The following is a 12288-nucleotide window of genomic DNA, read 5'->3' as shown; positions in this document are numbered from 1 at the left end:
CCCGTCATGCGAATCACCCCCGTGTTGTGGATATCTCTCCTCGCCGCGCCGCTGATGGCGCACGCGGCGGAGGACGATCGCGTCGACCTGAATCTGCCGTCCCAGCCCATGTTCACCGGCGAGGCGGCGTTCGGTGGCGAGACCTACACCGGCCCCCGGACCGATACCCCCGAATACCGGGCGCGCCATGGCGACGATCTGGTGCGTCGCGGCGGCTGTCCCACCGCACCCGACGGCAGCGAGCGCACCGTGACCGGCAGCGTCACCACCGGCATCGGCTATTCCTCGCGTGGCGGCAACAGTCACTTCAACGCCGCCGACATCAGCCTGTGCAAGGAAACCGTGAGCGACGCCGGCAACCTCAACACGATGCAGCTCAACCTGCGGGTCGCGCAGTTCGACGGTCCCGGCGCCTACGGCCATGGCCCCGGATTCGGTGCTTACGGCGGCTACGGCGGCTATGGCGCGGGCCGTTACTTCGACGGTTTCGGTCCGGGCTACCAGGATCTCTACGGCCCCATGCCCGGCCCGCGCGTCCGCAGCGAATCGTGGACCGAGGGGCGCCAGCCCTGGCGTTGACGCGGTACGCGTCCCGGGCTCAGAGGTAGCGCAGCCAGGCGAGATCGCGCCTGCGCGCCTTGAGTCGCGCGAACGCCGCCGTCGGCGGCTGCAGCAGCAGCGCCAGCGCGATCGAAAGCGCGACCAGCGTGGCGACGCTGTCGAACCCGAACACCGCACCGCGATTGGTGCCCCACAGCGCGACCGCACCCAGGTACAGCAGCTTCAGCACGTACAGGTGCAGCAGGTAGAAGAACATCGGCGCCGCGCCCAGCGCCGACAGCGGCTGCAGACGGCGTGCCACCGCAGGTGACTCGTAGAGCCGCAATAGCAGCAGACCCATGCCGAGCGTCAGCAGCACGAACTGCAGCGACGGCGGGTATTTGGTGACGTTGAAGAACGCCATCAGGGTCCGCGCAGCGCCGTCCTGCAGTGTCCACGCCGCGTCGCCGTAGACATTGACCACGCGCAGCAGCAGGAAGCCGGTGACTGCGGCAAGCCCACTCCAGAGCAGCAGAGCGTGTCGCCGCGACGTGGACGCGTCACGTGCGAACCAGGGGCCGGCTGCCCAGCCCAGTGCGATGACACCGATCCAGGGCAGCACCGGATAGGAGGTGCGCGCGCGCACCGCATCGCCGAACTGCAGCCAGTCGCGCTGGTGCAGCACCGCCCACAGTGTGTGCAGCGGGTGCCCGGCGTCGAGGCGCACGCCATCGAGCAGGTTGTGTCCCGCGACGACGACGACCGCCAGTGCGACCAGTGCCGCGCGCGGCAGCCACAGCAGCGCCGACAGTCCCAGCATGCTCAGGCCGATCGCCCAGATCACCTGCAGATAGAGTGTCTGCGGCGGGAATTCGAAGGTCCACGCGAAGTTCACCAGGGTGAGCTCGAGCACGACCAGGAACAGACCGCGCTTGAACAGGAACGCGGATGCCGCGCGGCGGCCGTCGCGCTGGCGGCTCGCGTAGAGCCAGGCCGAGAGGCCGGTCAGGAAGACGAACACCGGCGCGCACAGGTGCGCCAGCAGGCGGCAGGCGAACAGTGCGGGCGAGGCCGTGGCCACATCGACCGGATCGCCCAGTTGCACGTGCAGGAAAAATGTCTCGCGGACGTGGTCGAGCAGCATCAGCACCATCACGGTGCCGCGGAGCAGGTCGATCGAGGACAGGCGCGCGAAGGGCGCAGGGGCGGGAACGGTCGAGGACACGGTGCAACCGGAAACGTTCAATTGTTAGATTATTACATGACCGTTCCGTGCGTCCCCCTTGGTCCTGAACACAGCGCCGTGGTCCGAACGGAGCCGTGCCATGCCGCTCACATTTGCGTGCCTACGCTGGTGACAGCCGTATCGCGGCACAGACCAAACAGATGGAGGCGAAGATGACGATGAAGATTCCGCAGGGTGCCCTGATCGTAGTGGCGGATGGCGGCTCGGCCCGCGTGTTCAGCAACACCGGAGACGACCGCAACCTGGCGCTGAAGCAGGAGGCACTGCTGGAAGGCATGAACCTCGACGACGAAGGCCCGTCGGGTTCGATGCCGTCGGAATCGAGCGCCTCGCAGCTCGACGAAGCGACATTCGCCAAGCAGCTGGCGAAGGGGCTCAACGATGGCGCACTGAAGAACAAGTACGCGCATCTGGTGCTGATCGCCGATGCCAAGACGCTGGGCCGCGTGCGGCCGCTGTTGCACAAGGAGACCCAGCAACGCCTGGTCGGTGATCTCGCCAAGGACCTGACCAACGCACCGCTCGAAGACATCCAGCGTTCGCTGTCCTGATGGACACCGCCAGCGGCTATCGCGCGGAGGCGCCGCCACGCGACGCGATCGACGCGCAGCGTGGGCCGCTGGTGATCGAGTTCGGCACTGACTGGTGCGGCCATTGCCAGGCTGCACAACCGGCGATCGCTGCGGCGCTCGCCGGTCACGGACCGGTCGACCATCTGAAGATCGAGGATGGCAAGGGTCGTCCGCTCGGCCGCAGCTTCTCCGTGAAGCTGTGGCCCACGTTGATCGTGATGCGCGATGGCGTGGAACGCGCGCGCGTCGTGCGTCCGACCGACGCAGCGGACGTCGAAGAAGCGCTCCGCACGCTGGACTAGCGCAGGCGCGGAAGCCGGGCCTTCGGTGGCCCGCGATGTTTCGAGACATGGGGGCTGCCCGGCACGCAGAAGCGCCAGGGTGCGTCCACCGCATGCCGGATACCGATGCGGGTCGTAACCGACGGCGCGTCAGGCGGCGGCAGCCCGTCATCGCCGATCCAGATGCGGGACGTGCGCCGGGTGATATCGAGACCGGCGTCCGCGCGCGTGACGCCCAGTGCCTGCGCCAATCGTCCTGGCCCGGAGGCCAGCAACGTCGGCGTTGCCGTGCGCCGGGCCTCGGCCATGCACTCCAGTCCCGCCAGAGGCTCCGCTGCGCGAATCAGGACGCCATGACCGGAACGGTGTCCGCAGACCGCGTTGATCGCCCAGTGCATGCCGTAGATGAAATAGACATACAGATGCCCGGCAGCGCCGAACATCACGGCGTTGCGCGGCGTCGGTCCGCGGAACGAATGCGCCGCCGGATCGTCCCGGCCGCAATAGGCTTCGACTTCGACGATGCGCGCGCGGCGTCCGTCCGTGGTGATCAGCACCTTGTGGAGCAGCTCGGGGGCGACGACCTGCGCATCGCGGGCATAGAAACGGCGGGGCAGAGGACGCATGCGGGCAGCGTGCCGGGTATCGCGTGGGCCGCGCGCGAATGCCGCATCACCGGGCGCCACGCATCGACCTTGCGGGCGTCACACACGATGCCGTCATGCCGCAGCTGTGAGGATGCCGCAGTGCCCGGCGCTCCCCGCCGTCGATGGACACCTCCGCAATGCCTCCACTCAGTTTCACCCTGCGGCACAACGCCGCCACCTTCGACTGGGAGCTGGCCGCCGCCGGCGACGCCGCACCCTCGCATCACGCGACGCACTCGTCCGCATTCGACACGCTGGCCGCGAATCCGCTGATCGTTGCGAGCGGCGCGATCGTCCGCGTGTTCGGTGCCGACGGTGGTTACGAGCGCGCGCGCACCTATGCACCGGCCGAGTCGGAACGCCCGGATGCGCATCGTGACGTGACGGGCGCGGCGGTCGCCGTCGCGCTCTAGGACGTGCTGTCGGCCGGACGCCGGGCGCCTGCCGCGCGCCGGACCGGCCCGGCCGTGGCGCCGACGCCTTTGCACGCCAGCGCGCGCGGCCCAGGTCCAGGCGCCGGATCGCGACACGCGCCGCGGCGCATCGCGCTGATCGTGCGCCGTGTACTCAATACGTCTGCGGTGGATCCTGCGGCTGGTTCGGCGCCGGCGGGTCCTGCATGGGCTGCGGGTCGCGCTCGGGATCGCCGGGCGTCGGCAGCGGCGGATCGACCGGCTGGTCCGGCATCGGATCGTGCATCGGATGCGGAATGCTGCCGGGCACGTCATCGGGCGGCGTGGGCGGGTGCGAAGGGTTCGGCATCTGCATGGCAGCGTCTCGGTTCGGGGACGTGCCACCGTGGCCGCGGTCGCGACATGCACGCGTGAAATCCGCACCTGCTTCACGTGCGGCATCGCAGGCTTGCGGCATGTCGCATCGCGCGCACCACCTCGTCGATCCGGAGCCGGCAGATGCGTAGATTCGTGCAGGCCATCGCCGCCGACGCCGTACCGTCCGGTCTGCCGCCGACGCTTGCGTCTGCGCTGTCGGACGCGCCGCCGCGCTACAACATCGCATCCAACGGCGCTGCACTCGCGCTGGTCATGCACGACGGCGAAGTCGCCGTGGATATGCTGCGCTGGGGACTGGTGCCGCGCTGGTCGAAGCTGCCGGAAACCGCGTACAGCACGATCACTGCGCGCCTCAATCGCGCACCGACCAGTCGCATCTACGCGAGGCCGTGGGCATCGCGCCGGTGCGTCGTGCCGATGAACGGCTATTACAAATGGGACCGTAGCGGCGCACATCCCGTGCCGCATTTCATCCAGTCGCGTAGTGGCGACCTGCTGTTCGCAGCTGGCGTGTGGGATCTGTGGGAACGCGAGCCGCCGCCGCTGGCCTCGTTCGCACTGCTGACGATGCCGAACACCGCGATCCCACGGCCGCTCTCGCCTGACGGGCCGCTGTTCCTGCCGGCTGCGAACATTCTCGATTGGCTGTCCGGTCCCGCACCCGATCCCGCTCGGATCGCCGGCACGCCGCAGCCGGCACTCGAGGCCTATCCCGTCTCGAAGCGGATCCGCAGCCGCGACGTCGACGATTACACCCTGCTCGAACCCGCGGTGCCAGAGGCCGCCGACGAGATGGACGACGACCCCGACGGAGACGTCGACGACGACTGACGAAAATCTCACATCGCAGCGCTATCGTCCGCGCTTCCCCCGACCGCTCCGGAGTTTCCCCATGACGATCCTGCGCACCGCCTGTCTTGCGCTGTCCCTTGCCGCCGTCGGCGCACCGGCATTCGCCCAGGCCCCGCTCGACGACACCCAGGCCGCTTACATGGGCGCACACGTCTTCGACCGGCAGATCGAGGTCTTCCGCGAGTTCTGCGCCAAGGATCCGGCCGGCGCACAGGCGCTCGACACCGGCGTGACGCAGTTCCGCCTGAACAACCCCGATTACGTGGCCGCGAAGGGCCGCAAGCCCGATTCGCCCGAGTTCGCCGCGACGGTCCAGGCCGTCGACGCACAGTTCGACCAGGTGGCCGGCACCATGCGCACGCAGCTCGCGTCACGCCCGGTCGGTCCCCAGTGCACGACGCTCGGCGACCAGCTGCGTCAGGCGCGTTTCGCGGCGTTGCTCGAGCAGGCCAAGCGCGGTGCGCCGCCGGCGCCTGCAACCCCCTGACGCAACGCTAGAACGGCGCGCCGTCGGTGGGATCGCGCGGCGGCGCCGGCAGCGCATGGATGCGCGCGCGCGTCGTCGCATCCGGCGCATCGCGCTGCAGATCCCAGTCCTGTCCATCGGGATAGGCACCGACCACGCGGAACGCGTCGTCGGAATTGAGACAGCGATGTCCGGTGCCCGCCGGCAAATACAGCGCGTCGCCTGTTTCAAGCGTGAAGATGCTGCCGTCCGGCCCTCCAATCTCCAATCGCGCGCGACCCGCGTACACGCCCAGCACTTCGTGCGCCGTCGAATGGTAGTGGTGATAGGCGTAGACGCCACCGCGCCAGTCCGGCGGCCAGCCGTGCGACGCGAACGTGCGCTCGAAGGCCGGCGCATCCAGCACGTGGCCGTCGGCTGCGCGCAGCCCGCGATACACGCGCACCGCGATTGATGGATTGTTCGGCACCCAGTCGTTGGGGCCGAGAACCAGATGTTCGACGCGCATCGCAGGCTCCGGACCGATCTGCCGACAGCCTGCCCAAGTAGGCGTCAGCGCGCCGGGAAGTCAGCCCTGCAGGGCGACGTGCAGCGGCGCGTCGCTGTCCCAGCGTGCGCGGCCCTCGAGCTCGGGTAGTTCGACGAGTACCGCGGCGCCGACGACGGCCGCGCCCTGCCGGCGTGCGAGCGACAACGCGGCGCGCAACGTACCGCCGGTGGCGAGCACATCGTCGACCAGCACCACGCGTGCGCCGGGCGGCAAGGCATCGGCGTGCATTTCCAGCCGGTCGCTGCCGTATTCGAGTGCGTAGTCGTGCGACAGCGTGCGCGCCGGCAGCTTGCCCGGCTTGCGCACCGGGACGAAGCCCGTGCCCAGCGCATGGGCGAGCGCGGCGGCGAAGATGAAACCGCGAGACTCGATGCCGATGAAGGCGTCGGGCACCGCGTCGCGCCACGGGGCGGCCATCGCGTCGATCGCATCGGCGAAGCCGCGTGCATCGGCGAGGACCGGCGTGATGTCCTTGAACACGATGCCGGGTTTTGGAAAGTCCGGGATGTCCCGGATCAGCGACGACCAGTGCGGCATCGGGGGAGGGCTCGTTCGGGGGGCGACGATCATGGCTGCACAGGCGTTCCGACACAATGTGCACCCACGGCGGCCTCGAAGGCCGCGCCCCGTCTCCGGTGCCGCCATGCCCCAGCTCCCGTCCATGTCGCACCGTTGGCCGGCCATCGTGATCGCGACCGCGCTCGTGGCCGCCGCGCCGGTCGAGGCGCGGACCGTGTGGCGCTGCGTCAAGGGCGGCACGGTGAGCCTGTCGACCGCGCCCGAGCCGGGGTCGAAATGCGAAGCGCGCGAGATCGCCGACGACGCGGTGCAGACGCCGAATCTGTGGGGCGCGATGGGCGTCTTCAGCGGCGTGCTGTACGAGCGCGAGCAGGACGGCGTGATGGTCTACGGCACGCGCCGGCTGCCGGGGTCGCGCGAGTACCTGCGCTTCACCGCACAGACGCCGCCCGGCGAGCCCGCCCACGCAGGCCTGGGCAACGTCGGCGCGCCACAGCTGAAGCCGCACTCGGCGCTGTTCGCGGCGAATGCGAAGACCTATGGACTCGACGAAGCCTGGCTGCGCGCGATCGCCCACGCCGAAAGCGGCTTCGATGCCACGGCCGTGTCGCCGAAGGGCGCGCGTGGGGTGATGCAGCTGATGCCGGATGTCATTGCCGACTACGGGGTCGTGGATCCGGACGCGCCGGCCGAATCGATCCGCGCCGGCGCGCGCCATCTGCGCGGTCTGCTGCGCCGCTACGACGGCGACCGCACGCTCGCGCTCGCCGCCTACAACGCGGGCATCGGCACGGTCACGCGGTTCGACGGCGTGCCGCCGTATGCGGAGACGCGCGCCTACATCGACAAGGTGCAGGCGCTGTACGTGCGCTACCGCGCGGCGCTGGGCAATCCGGTCGAGCGGCCGGAAATCTGAAGTTCCTAAAACGACGCAGGCCGCGGTGTCCCGCGGCCTGCGTTGCGACGCGTGGGCGGTCAGCCCGCGCGCGGCGCCAGCCGGATCAGGCGGCCGTCCTTGCCGTCCTCGATCACGTACAGCGCGCCGTCCGGGCCCTGCGCGACATCACGGATGCGCCCACCCATCGGGAACCGCTCGGCTTCGCGCGCGCTGTCGCCGTCGATCTCCACGCGGACCAGCGCCTGGCCCGACAGGCCGCCGATGAAGGCGTTGCCGGTCCACGCCGGGAACAGCGTGCCGCTGTAGAAGGCCAGGCTCGACGGCGAGATCACCGGCGTCCACGTGATCGCCGGCTTCTCGAACTCGGGGCGCGTGTCGTGGTCGGGAATCTCGCGACCATCGTAGTGGTCGCCGTTGGAGACGATCGGATAGCCGTAGTTCGCGCCGCGCTTGACGAGGTTGAGTTCGTCGCCGCCGGCCGGCCCCATCTCGCTGTTCCACAGCCGGCCCTGCGCATCGAAGGCGATGCCGAGCGGGTTGCGGTGGCCGAGCGACCAGACCTGCGAGGCGACCTCGCCCTTGCCGGCGAACGGATTGTCGTCGGGCACGCTGCCATCGTCGTTCAGACGCACGACCTTGCCGAGGTTGGACTGCATGTTCTGCGAGGGATCGAACTTCTGCCGCTCACCCGACGAGATCCACAGCTTGCCGTCGCCATCGAATGCGATGCGATGGCCGTAGTGTCCCGCGCCATCGACCTTCGGTACCTGGCGCCAGACGACCGAGACGTCCTGCAGTGCACCGGCTTCCAGATCGAGGCGTCCGCGTGCGACGGCCGCGCCGCGGCCGCCTTCGCCTTCTTCCGCGAAGCTCAGGTACACGATGCCGTTCTGCGCGAACTGCGGATGCGGCTTCACGTCGCCGAGCCCGCCCTGGCCGGTGTAGGCGACGGCCGGCACGCCCGAGATCTCGCGGACCTCGCCGCCCGGCAGCGTCACGTGCTTGAGCACGCCGCTCTTCTCGGTGACAAGCACGCTGCCGTCCGGCAGGAAGCCGATCGCCCAGGGCTCGTTGAACGTCGCCACGGCCGTGCTCGCGAACGGCAGGCCTTCGATCGCATCGGCGGCCGGCGCCGCGCCGGTATCGGCGGCAGTCGCCTGGGGCGAGGCGGCGTCCTGTGTCGCCGTCCCGTTGGCGGCATTGCCGTTACAGCCTGACAGCCACAGCAGCGAGGCAGCCAGGGTGGTGAGAACGAGGGGTCGCGTGCGTGTCATGCCGATCTCCGGGGCGCAATCAGGGTGAACCCGAGTGTCGCATAGCGCCTGCCATGGCGCGCTCTGGTGGGGCGCGCGGCGGAGATCGTAAACGTTGTGTTCGATTCAGCGCGCCGGGCGCATCAGGACGTCCAGTGGACGCAAATGTGTGCACGTCCGCATCGCCTGTGCGAAGGGGTTCCGCGGCTTGCGCTCACCTGCCGCGAACGATTGCACTAGAGCGCGTGGCACGCTCTGTGGTTAAGCGTTCGTAAGTCGCGCGTCCGCGGTCTCCGCCCGGTTCATTCGACCGCCTGCAAGGTGGCTTCCGTGCGGTATCCCCGACGAGGACGCATCACCACCCCGCGCAACAAACCCAAGTTCTGAAACACGGAGAAGACGCTCATGAAGAATGCACGCAAGCCGCTGACCGCGATGATCGCCCTGGGTGTTGCCATGGCCATGCCGATGGCATTCGCGCAGGATCCGGCCGCCTCCACCACGCAGGCGCCGCCGACCACCGAGGCTGCGACCACGACGCAGGATTATGCGCAGGACGCCACGGCCGAAGCGCCGCAGGCCCAGCAGGGCCAGGTCACCTGGGCCGATCTCGATGCCGATGGCGACGGCAAGCTCAGCCAGGCGGAAGCGGCAGGCCTCGAAGGCCTCGCGCAGGTGTTCAGTGAAGTCGACGCCGACGGTGATGGCTTCATCACGCCCGAGGAATATCGCGACTTCGTGAACCGCCAGGCAGCAGGCGCGGGCGCTGCGGAGGAGTGATTGCGGCGCATGCATGACGTGATCGATGCATGTGATCACGCGCCTTGGGGCGGCCTTCGGGCCGCCCTTTTTCGTGGCACGCCGCGATGTTTGCCTGACACGCCGGCGCATACTGCACGCATGACCGGACTCCGCATGATCGGCTTCGACGCCGACGACACGCTCTGGCGCAGCCAGGATTATTTCGACGACGCGCAGGCCGAATTCGAGCGGATCGTCGGTGGCTATGTCGATCTGGCCGATGTGCGGGTGCTCGACGCGCTGTATGCGGTGGAGACGGCCAACATCGCGGTCTTCGGCTACGGCGTGAAAGGCATGGCGCTGTCGATGGTCGAGTCGGCGACGCAGATCACCGGGGGGCGTATCGCTGCCCTGGATCTGCATCGCATCGTCGAGATGGCGAAAGGCCTGCTGCGGCATCCGGTCAAACTGTTGCCCGGCATCCGCAAGGCGGTCGAAGCGGTGGCCGTGGAGTTCGACGTGGTGCTGATCACCAAGGGCGACCTGTTCCATCAGGAGGCCAAGGTGCGCGAGTCCGGGCTGTCGGATCTGTTCCGGCGCATCGAGATCGTCAGCGAGAAGGATCCGCCGACCTATGCCCGGCTGCTGGCCGAGTTCGGGATCGACGCGGGGCAGTTCCTGATGATCGGCAATTCGCTGCGTTCGGACATCGCGCCGGTCCTCGCGCTCGGCGGCTGGGGCGTGCACATGCCGTACCGCACCACCTGGGCGCACGAGACCGCGGCGGAGATCCCGACGGACCAGGACCAGGCGCCCAGGATGCGCGTGGTTGCCGCGCCGGACGCACTGCCCGCAGCTGTCGACGCCTTGGCTGTATGCGCGAGGACGCCGCGCGAGGCCTGACGTCTGCTGCGCGTATCGTCGGCGTAAACGCTTTCAACGGCGGTAAACGGTTCCAGTTTGAACCGATTCTTTACGTCGCTGCCCGGCACGCGGCCTGCGCGGGGAAATTGCACGCCTGTTCATTCCGGACGCGCCATGTTGGCCCCATGGCCGCTGCGGTGGCGGCCCACTGGAGAGACGTCATGATCACCAACCCCCTGACCCGATGGATTGCGCCCGGCCTGCTCGCTGTCGGCCTGTCGGCCGCCGCGCTTGCGCCGGCGCCGGCGCATGCACAGTCCGGCGACGACCTCGTGCAGGTCATCGTCGATGTCGCCGATGTGGTGTTGCGCGGCAACCAGCCGTACTACCGCGGGAACTACAACGACCGTCTGCGCGTGTCGTACGACCATCGCGGCCGCCCGGTCTACTACCGGATGGCGCCGCGGCATTACGACGCGCGCTACTACTCGCGTCACAAGGGACCGCCGCGTCACGCACCGGCGCACGGCTGGCGCAACAACCACCAGGTGCGCCGCGAGAGCTGCGACCGTCGCGGTCGTTGCACCGTGCAGTACTACGATCCGCGCCAGGACCGCGCGCGCGATCGCCGCTGGCGCTGACGGCTGCACCGCGCGCGTGACGCGCGCCTCGCGCAAACCATTGCCATGCCGCAGTCACAGACTGCGGCGTGTGTCCGCCAGGCGCTTCTGCTAGCGTTGGGCCCATGCGCATTCCATGTCGTGTCCGTCGATTCCACCCACTGCCAGCGTGCGCCCTGGTGCTCTGCACACTCGCGGGCGTCCCGGCCACGGGGGTCGCAGCCGAGGCGATGCGCTGCGAACTGGCGTTCACGGCCGGTGACTGGTCGGCGCGTCACCGCACCGCGCGCGGCATCGGCGAACTGCGATGCGACGACGGGCGGACGTTGCCCGTGCGGGTCAGCGTGAAAGCCGACGGCGGCGACGCCCTGCGCATCGATGCGGGCGCGGCGAGCTTCAGCGGTCTCGAGGATCCGCGCGACGTGATCGGCGCCTACGTCGCCAGTGGCGAGGCCGGTGACGACCTGGCGATGCGCAAGGGCAGCATCGCCCTGCGCGTAACGGCAACGGGCGACTGGTGGCACCAGGGCGGGCGTCCGGGCACGCTGGTCATCGCCGCGCGCTGACCGGACGCGCGGTCCGTGGTAGGCGGATCAATCCGCCCGCAGGCGGTTGTCCTCGCTGCGCGGCAGTTCGCGCAGGCTGCTTTCCGCGTCGAGGCCGATCCGCGCGGCGAACCGGTCGAGCGCCAGCCACCAGACGCCCAGCAGTACGACGGCCACACCGATGCCGAGGCTCCAGCGCCAGATGCGGGCGGTGCGGGAGCGGGTGGGGAGGGCGGTCATCGCGGCTGTCCTTGTATCGCAGGGGTGGGCTATGGTCGTTCGCCGTGCGTCGCGGGGGCGTCGTGGTCACGCGGTCGCCTGCACGCATCCGGGTCAACGGCGCCCACGCGACCTCCCGGCCATTCGAGGAGCACGTCACCATGCCCATCCGTTCCGTCCTGATCGCGTTGCTGCTGATCGCCCCGGTGGCGCCTGTGCTCGCGCAGGACGCGCCCGCAGGCACGACGGCGCCTGCGGACGTGGCGCCGTCGCTTACCGGAGATGTCTGGCTCGACACCTGGCTCGCAGACGTCGACCTCTATGCCGGCCGCTATCGCGGCGCGTTCGTGGACGAGCTGGTGCGCTACCAGAGCGCGCCGCGCGCGTTCGTCGACGAGTTGCTGGCAGCCGGCGCGCGGCCGGCGGACGTGTATCTGGCCTGCGCGACGGCGCGGTCGCTGGGGCGGACCTGCCGCGAGATCATCGCCGAATGGCGGCGCGATCCGGCTGCCGGATGGCGCGGGGTGCTCGACCGGTTGGACGCAGGCCCCGGCACGGAGACATTCGTGCGCGTGCGTCGCGGGCTGGTGTCGAGCTTCGATCGCTGGGCGCGGCCGATCCGTCTGGACGCAGCCCTGCGTCGCGCGTTTCCGGATCGGGCGGACTGAGCGGTCCGGGCGCCGC

The 12288-nt window shown here is 69.4% G+C and carries 19 protein-coding genes; 12 read left to right on the top strand and 7 right to left on the bottom strand.

What is annotated here, in order from left to right; genetic code table 11:
* Positions 1 to 6: 6 nt before the first annotated feature.
* On the top strand, positions 7 to 579 hold the full coding sequence (locus CURTO8I2_RS08645; RefSeq protein WP_159680398.1) for a hypothetical protein: 573 nt from the start codon (positions 7 to 9) through the stop codon (positions 577 to 579).
* Positions 580 to 598: 19 nt separating this feature from the next.
* Here the strand turns inward: CURTO8I2_RS08645 and CURTO8I2_RS08640 are convergent, their stop codons facing one another.
* Positions 599 to 1765 (bottom strand): heparan-alpha-glucosaminide N-acetyltransferase domain-containing protein, encoded by a 1167-nt coding sequence (locus CURTO8I2_RS08640; RefSeq protein ID WP_255475777.1) that lies wholly within the window; start codon positions 1763 to 1765, stop codon positions 599 to 601.
* 173 nt (positions 1766 to 1938) lie between these two features.
* On the opposite strand from CURTO8I2_RS08640, the gene CURTO8I2_RS08635 reads away from it, so the two are divergent.
* On the top strand, positions 1939 to 2337 hold the full coding sequence (locus tag CURTO8I2_RS08635; protein ID WP_159680396.1) for a host attachment family protein: 399 nt from the start codon (positions 1939 to 1941) through the stop codon (positions 2335 to 2337).
* The gene (locus CURTO8I2_RS08630; RefSeq protein WP_159680394.1) at positions 2337 to 2660 is read left to right on the top strand and encodes a thioredoxin family protein; all 324 of its coding nucleotides are present in this window, start codon (positions 2337 to 2339) and stop codon (positions 2658 to 2660) included. The genes CURTO8I2_RS08635 and CURTO8I2_RS08630 overlap by 1 nt, the downstream gene beginning before the upstream one ends.
* On the opposite strand, the gene CURTO8I2_RS08625 is transcribed toward CURTO8I2_RS08630, so the two are convergent.
* Complete coding sequence (locus CURTO8I2_RS08625) at positions 2657 to 3256, bottom strand: DNA-3-methyladenine glycosylase (RefSeq protein WP_201295540.1); 600 nt, start codon at positions 3254 to 3256, stop codon at positions 2657 to 2659. The genes CURTO8I2_RS08630 and CURTO8I2_RS08625 overlap by 4 nt on opposite strands.
* 167 nt (positions 3257 to 3423) lie before the next feature.
* Between CURTO8I2_RS08625 and CURTO8I2_RS08620 the strand changes: the two genes are divergently transcribed.
* A complete protein-coding gene (locus tag CURTO8I2_RS08620; RefSeq protein WP_159680390.1) occupies positions 3424 to 3699 on the top strand; it encodes a hypothetical protein in 276 nt (91 codons plus the stop codon).
* Positions 3700 to 3853: 154 nt separating this feature from the next.
* On the opposite strand, the gene CURTO8I2_RS08615 is transcribed toward CURTO8I2_RS08620, so the two are convergent.
* The gene (locus CURTO8I2_RS08615; RefSeq protein ID WP_159680388.1) at positions 3854 to 4054 is read right to left on the bottom strand and encodes a hypothetical protein; all 201 of its coding nucleotides are present in this window, start codon (positions 4052 to 4054) and stop codon (positions 3854 to 3856) included.
* Positions 4055 to 4197: 143 nt separating this feature from the next.
* Here CURTO8I2_RS08615 and CURTO8I2_RS08610 point away from each other — a divergent pair, with 143 nt between their 5' ends.
* Positions 4198 to 4908 carry an SOS response-associated peptidase gene (locus CURTO8I2_RS08610; protein ID WP_159680386.1) on the top strand — a complete coding sequence of 237 codons (711 nt, stop codon included), beginning with the start codon at positions 4198 to 4200 and terminating at the stop codon, positions 4906 to 4908.
* Between the two features lie 61 nt (positions 4909 to 4969).
* Complete coding sequence (locus CURTO8I2_RS08605) at positions 4970 to 5416, top strand: hypothetical protein (protein ID WP_159680384.1); 447 nt, start codon at positions 4970 to 4972, stop codon at positions 5414 to 5416.
* 7 nt (positions 5417 to 5423) lie between these two features.
* Here CURTO8I2_RS08605 and CURTO8I2_RS08600 read toward each other — a convergent pair whose 3' ends face one another.
* Positions 5424 to 5903, bottom strand: coding sequence for a cupin domain-containing protein (locus tag CURTO8I2_RS08600; RefSeq protein ID WP_159680383.1), 480 nt, complete (start codon positions 5901 to 5903; stop codon positions 5424 to 5426).
* Between the two features lie 60 nt (positions 5904 to 5963).
* A complete protein-coding gene (locus CURTO8I2_RS08595; protein WP_236551043.1) occupies positions 5964 to 6482 on the bottom strand; it encodes an adenine phosphoribosyltransferase in 519 nt (172 codons plus the stop codon).
* 124 nt (positions 6483 to 6606) lie between these two features.
* Between CURTO8I2_RS08595 and CURTO8I2_RS08590 the strand changes: the two genes are divergently transcribed.
* Complete coding sequence (locus tag CURTO8I2_RS08590) at positions 6607 to 7380, top strand: lytic transglycosylase domain-containing protein (RefSeq protein ID WP_159680381.1); 774 nt, start codon at positions 6607 to 6609, stop codon at positions 7378 to 7380.
* Between the two features lie 59 nt (positions 7381 to 7439).
* Here the strand turns inward: CURTO8I2_RS08590 and CURTO8I2_RS08585 are convergent, their stop codons facing one another.
* On the bottom strand, positions 7440 to 8636 hold the full coding sequence (locus tag CURTO8I2_RS08585) for a PQQ-dependent sugar dehydrogenase (RefSeq protein ID WP_159680380.1): 1197 nt from the start codon (positions 8634 to 8636) through the stop codon (positions 7440 to 7442).
* A gap of 384 nt (positions 8637 to 9020) precedes the next feature.
* On the opposite strand from CURTO8I2_RS08585, the gene CURTO8I2_RS08580 reads away from it, so the two are divergent.
* The 4 genes from CURTO8I2_RS08580 (at position 9021) to CURTO8I2_RS08565 (ending at position 11406) form a co-directional block, all read left to right on the top strand.
* On the top strand, positions 9021 to 9395 hold the full coding sequence (locus CURTO8I2_RS08580) for an EF-hand domain-containing protein (protein WP_159680379.1): 375 nt from the start codon (positions 9021 to 9023) through the stop codon (positions 9393 to 9395).
* Between the two features lie 120 nt (positions 9396 to 9515).
* Positions 9516 to 10259, top strand: coding sequence for an HAD family hydrolase (locus CURTO8I2_RS08575; RefSeq protein WP_159680378.1), 744 nt, complete (start codon positions 9516 to 9518; stop codon positions 10257 to 10259).
* 182 nt (positions 10260 to 10441) lie between these two features.
* Positions 10442 to 10861, top strand: a complete 420-nt coding sequence (locus tag CURTO8I2_RS08570) for a hypothetical protein (RefSeq protein WP_159680377.1) — start codon at positions 10442 to 10444, stop codon at positions 10859 to 10861.
* Between the two features lie 209 nt (positions 10862 to 11070).
* Positions 11071 to 11406, top strand: coding sequence for a hypothetical protein (locus tag CURTO8I2_RS08565; RefSeq protein WP_159680375.1), 336 nt, complete (start codon positions 11071 to 11073; stop codon positions 11404 to 11406).
* Between the two features lie 27 nt (positions 11407 to 11433).
* On the opposite strand, the gene CURTO8I2_RS08560 is transcribed toward CURTO8I2_RS08565, so the two are convergent.
* The gene (locus tag CURTO8I2_RS08560) at positions 11434 to 11625 is read right to left on the bottom strand and encodes a hypothetical protein (RefSeq protein WP_159680374.1); all 192 of its coding nucleotides are present in this window, start codon (positions 11623 to 11625) and stop codon (positions 11434 to 11436) included.
* 140 nt (positions 11626 to 11765) lie between these two features.
* On the opposite strand from CURTO8I2_RS08560, the gene CURTO8I2_RS08555 reads away from it, so the two are divergent.
* Positions 11766 to 12272: a hypothetical protein gene (locus CURTO8I2_RS08555; RefSeq protein WP_159680373.1), complete on the top strand. Its 507-nt coding sequence runs from the start codon at positions 11766 to 11768 to the stop codon at positions 12270 to 12272.
* Positions 12273 to 12288: the final 16 nt, after the last annotated feature.

Source organism: Luteimonas sp. 9C (genome assembly GCF_902506295.1).
Classification (GTDB): domain Bacteria; phylum Pseudomonadota; class Gammaproteobacteria; order Xanthomonadales; family Xanthomonadaceae; genus Luteimonas.
Note: the sequence above shows the minus strand (reverse complement) of the source record. Positions and strands in the feature narration are given on the sequence as shown.

Coding starts and splice junctions, on each gene's coding strand:
- CURTO8I2_RS08645 (WP_159680398.1), top strand. CDS start 7: ATGCGAATCACCCCCGTGTTGTGGATATCTCTCCTCGCCGCGCCGCTG.
- CURTO8I2_RS08635 (WP_159680396.1), top strand. CDS start 1,939: ATGACGATGAAGATTCCGCAGGGTGCCCTGATCGTAGTGGCGGATGGC.
- CURTO8I2_RS08630 (WP_159680394.1), top strand. CDS start 2,337: ATGGACACCGCCAGCGGCTATCGCGCGGAGGCGCCGCCACGCGACGCG.
- CURTO8I2_RS08620 (WP_159680390.1), top strand. CDS start 3,424: ATGCCTCCACTCAGTTTCACCCTGCGGCACAACGCCGCCACCTTCGAC.
- CURTO8I2_RS08615 (WP_159680388.1), bottom strand. CDS start 4,054: ATGCAGATGCCGAACCCTTCGCACCCGCCCACGCCGCCCGATGACGTG.
- CURTO8I2_RS08610 (WP_159680386.1), top strand. CDS start 4,198: ATGCGTAGATTCGTGCAGGCCATCGCCGCCGACGCCGTACCGTCCGGT.
- CURTO8I2_RS08605 (WP_159680384.1), top strand. CDS start 4,970: ATGACGATCCTGCGCACCGCCTGTCTTGCGCTGTCCCTTGCCGCCGTC.
- CURTO8I2_RS08600 (WP_159680383.1), bottom strand. CDS start 5,903: ATGCGCGTCGAACATCTGGTTCTCGGCCCCAACGACTGGGTGCCGAAC.
- CURTO8I2_RS08595 (WP_236551043.1), bottom strand. CDS start 6,482: ATGCCGCACTGGTCGTCGCTGATCCGGGACATCCCGGACTTTCCAAAA.
- CURTO8I2_RS08590 (WP_159680381.1), top strand. CDS start 6,607: ATGTCGCACCGTTGGCCGGCCATCGTGATCGCGACCGCGCTCGTGGCC.
- CURTO8I2_RS08585 (WP_159680380.1), bottom strand. CDS start 8,636: ATGACACGCACGCGACCCCTCGTTCTCACCACCCTGGCTGCCTCGCTG.
- CURTO8I2_RS08580 (WP_159680379.1), top strand. CDS start 9,021: ATGAAGAATGCACGCAAGCCGCTGACCGCGATGATCGCCCTGGGTGTT.
- CURTO8I2_RS08575 (WP_159680378.1), top strand. CDS start 9,516: ATGACCGGACTCCGCATGATCGGCTTCGACGCCGACGACACGCTCTGG.
- CURTO8I2_RS08570 (WP_159680377.1), top strand. CDS start 10,442: ATGATCACCAACCCCCTGACCCGATGGATTGCGCCCGGCCTGCTCGCT.
- CURTO8I2_RS08565 (WP_159680375.1), top strand. CDS start 11,071: ATGCGCTGCGAACTGGCGTTCACGGCCGGTGACTGGTCGGCGCGTCAC.
- CURTO8I2_RS08560 (WP_159680374.1), bottom strand. CDS start 11,625: ATGACCGCCCTCCCCACCCGCTCCCGCACCGCCCGCATCTGGCGCTGG.
- CURTO8I2_RS08555 (WP_159680373.1), top strand. CDS start 11,766: ATGCCCATCCGTTCCGTCCTGATCGCGTTGCTGCTGATCGCCCCGGTG.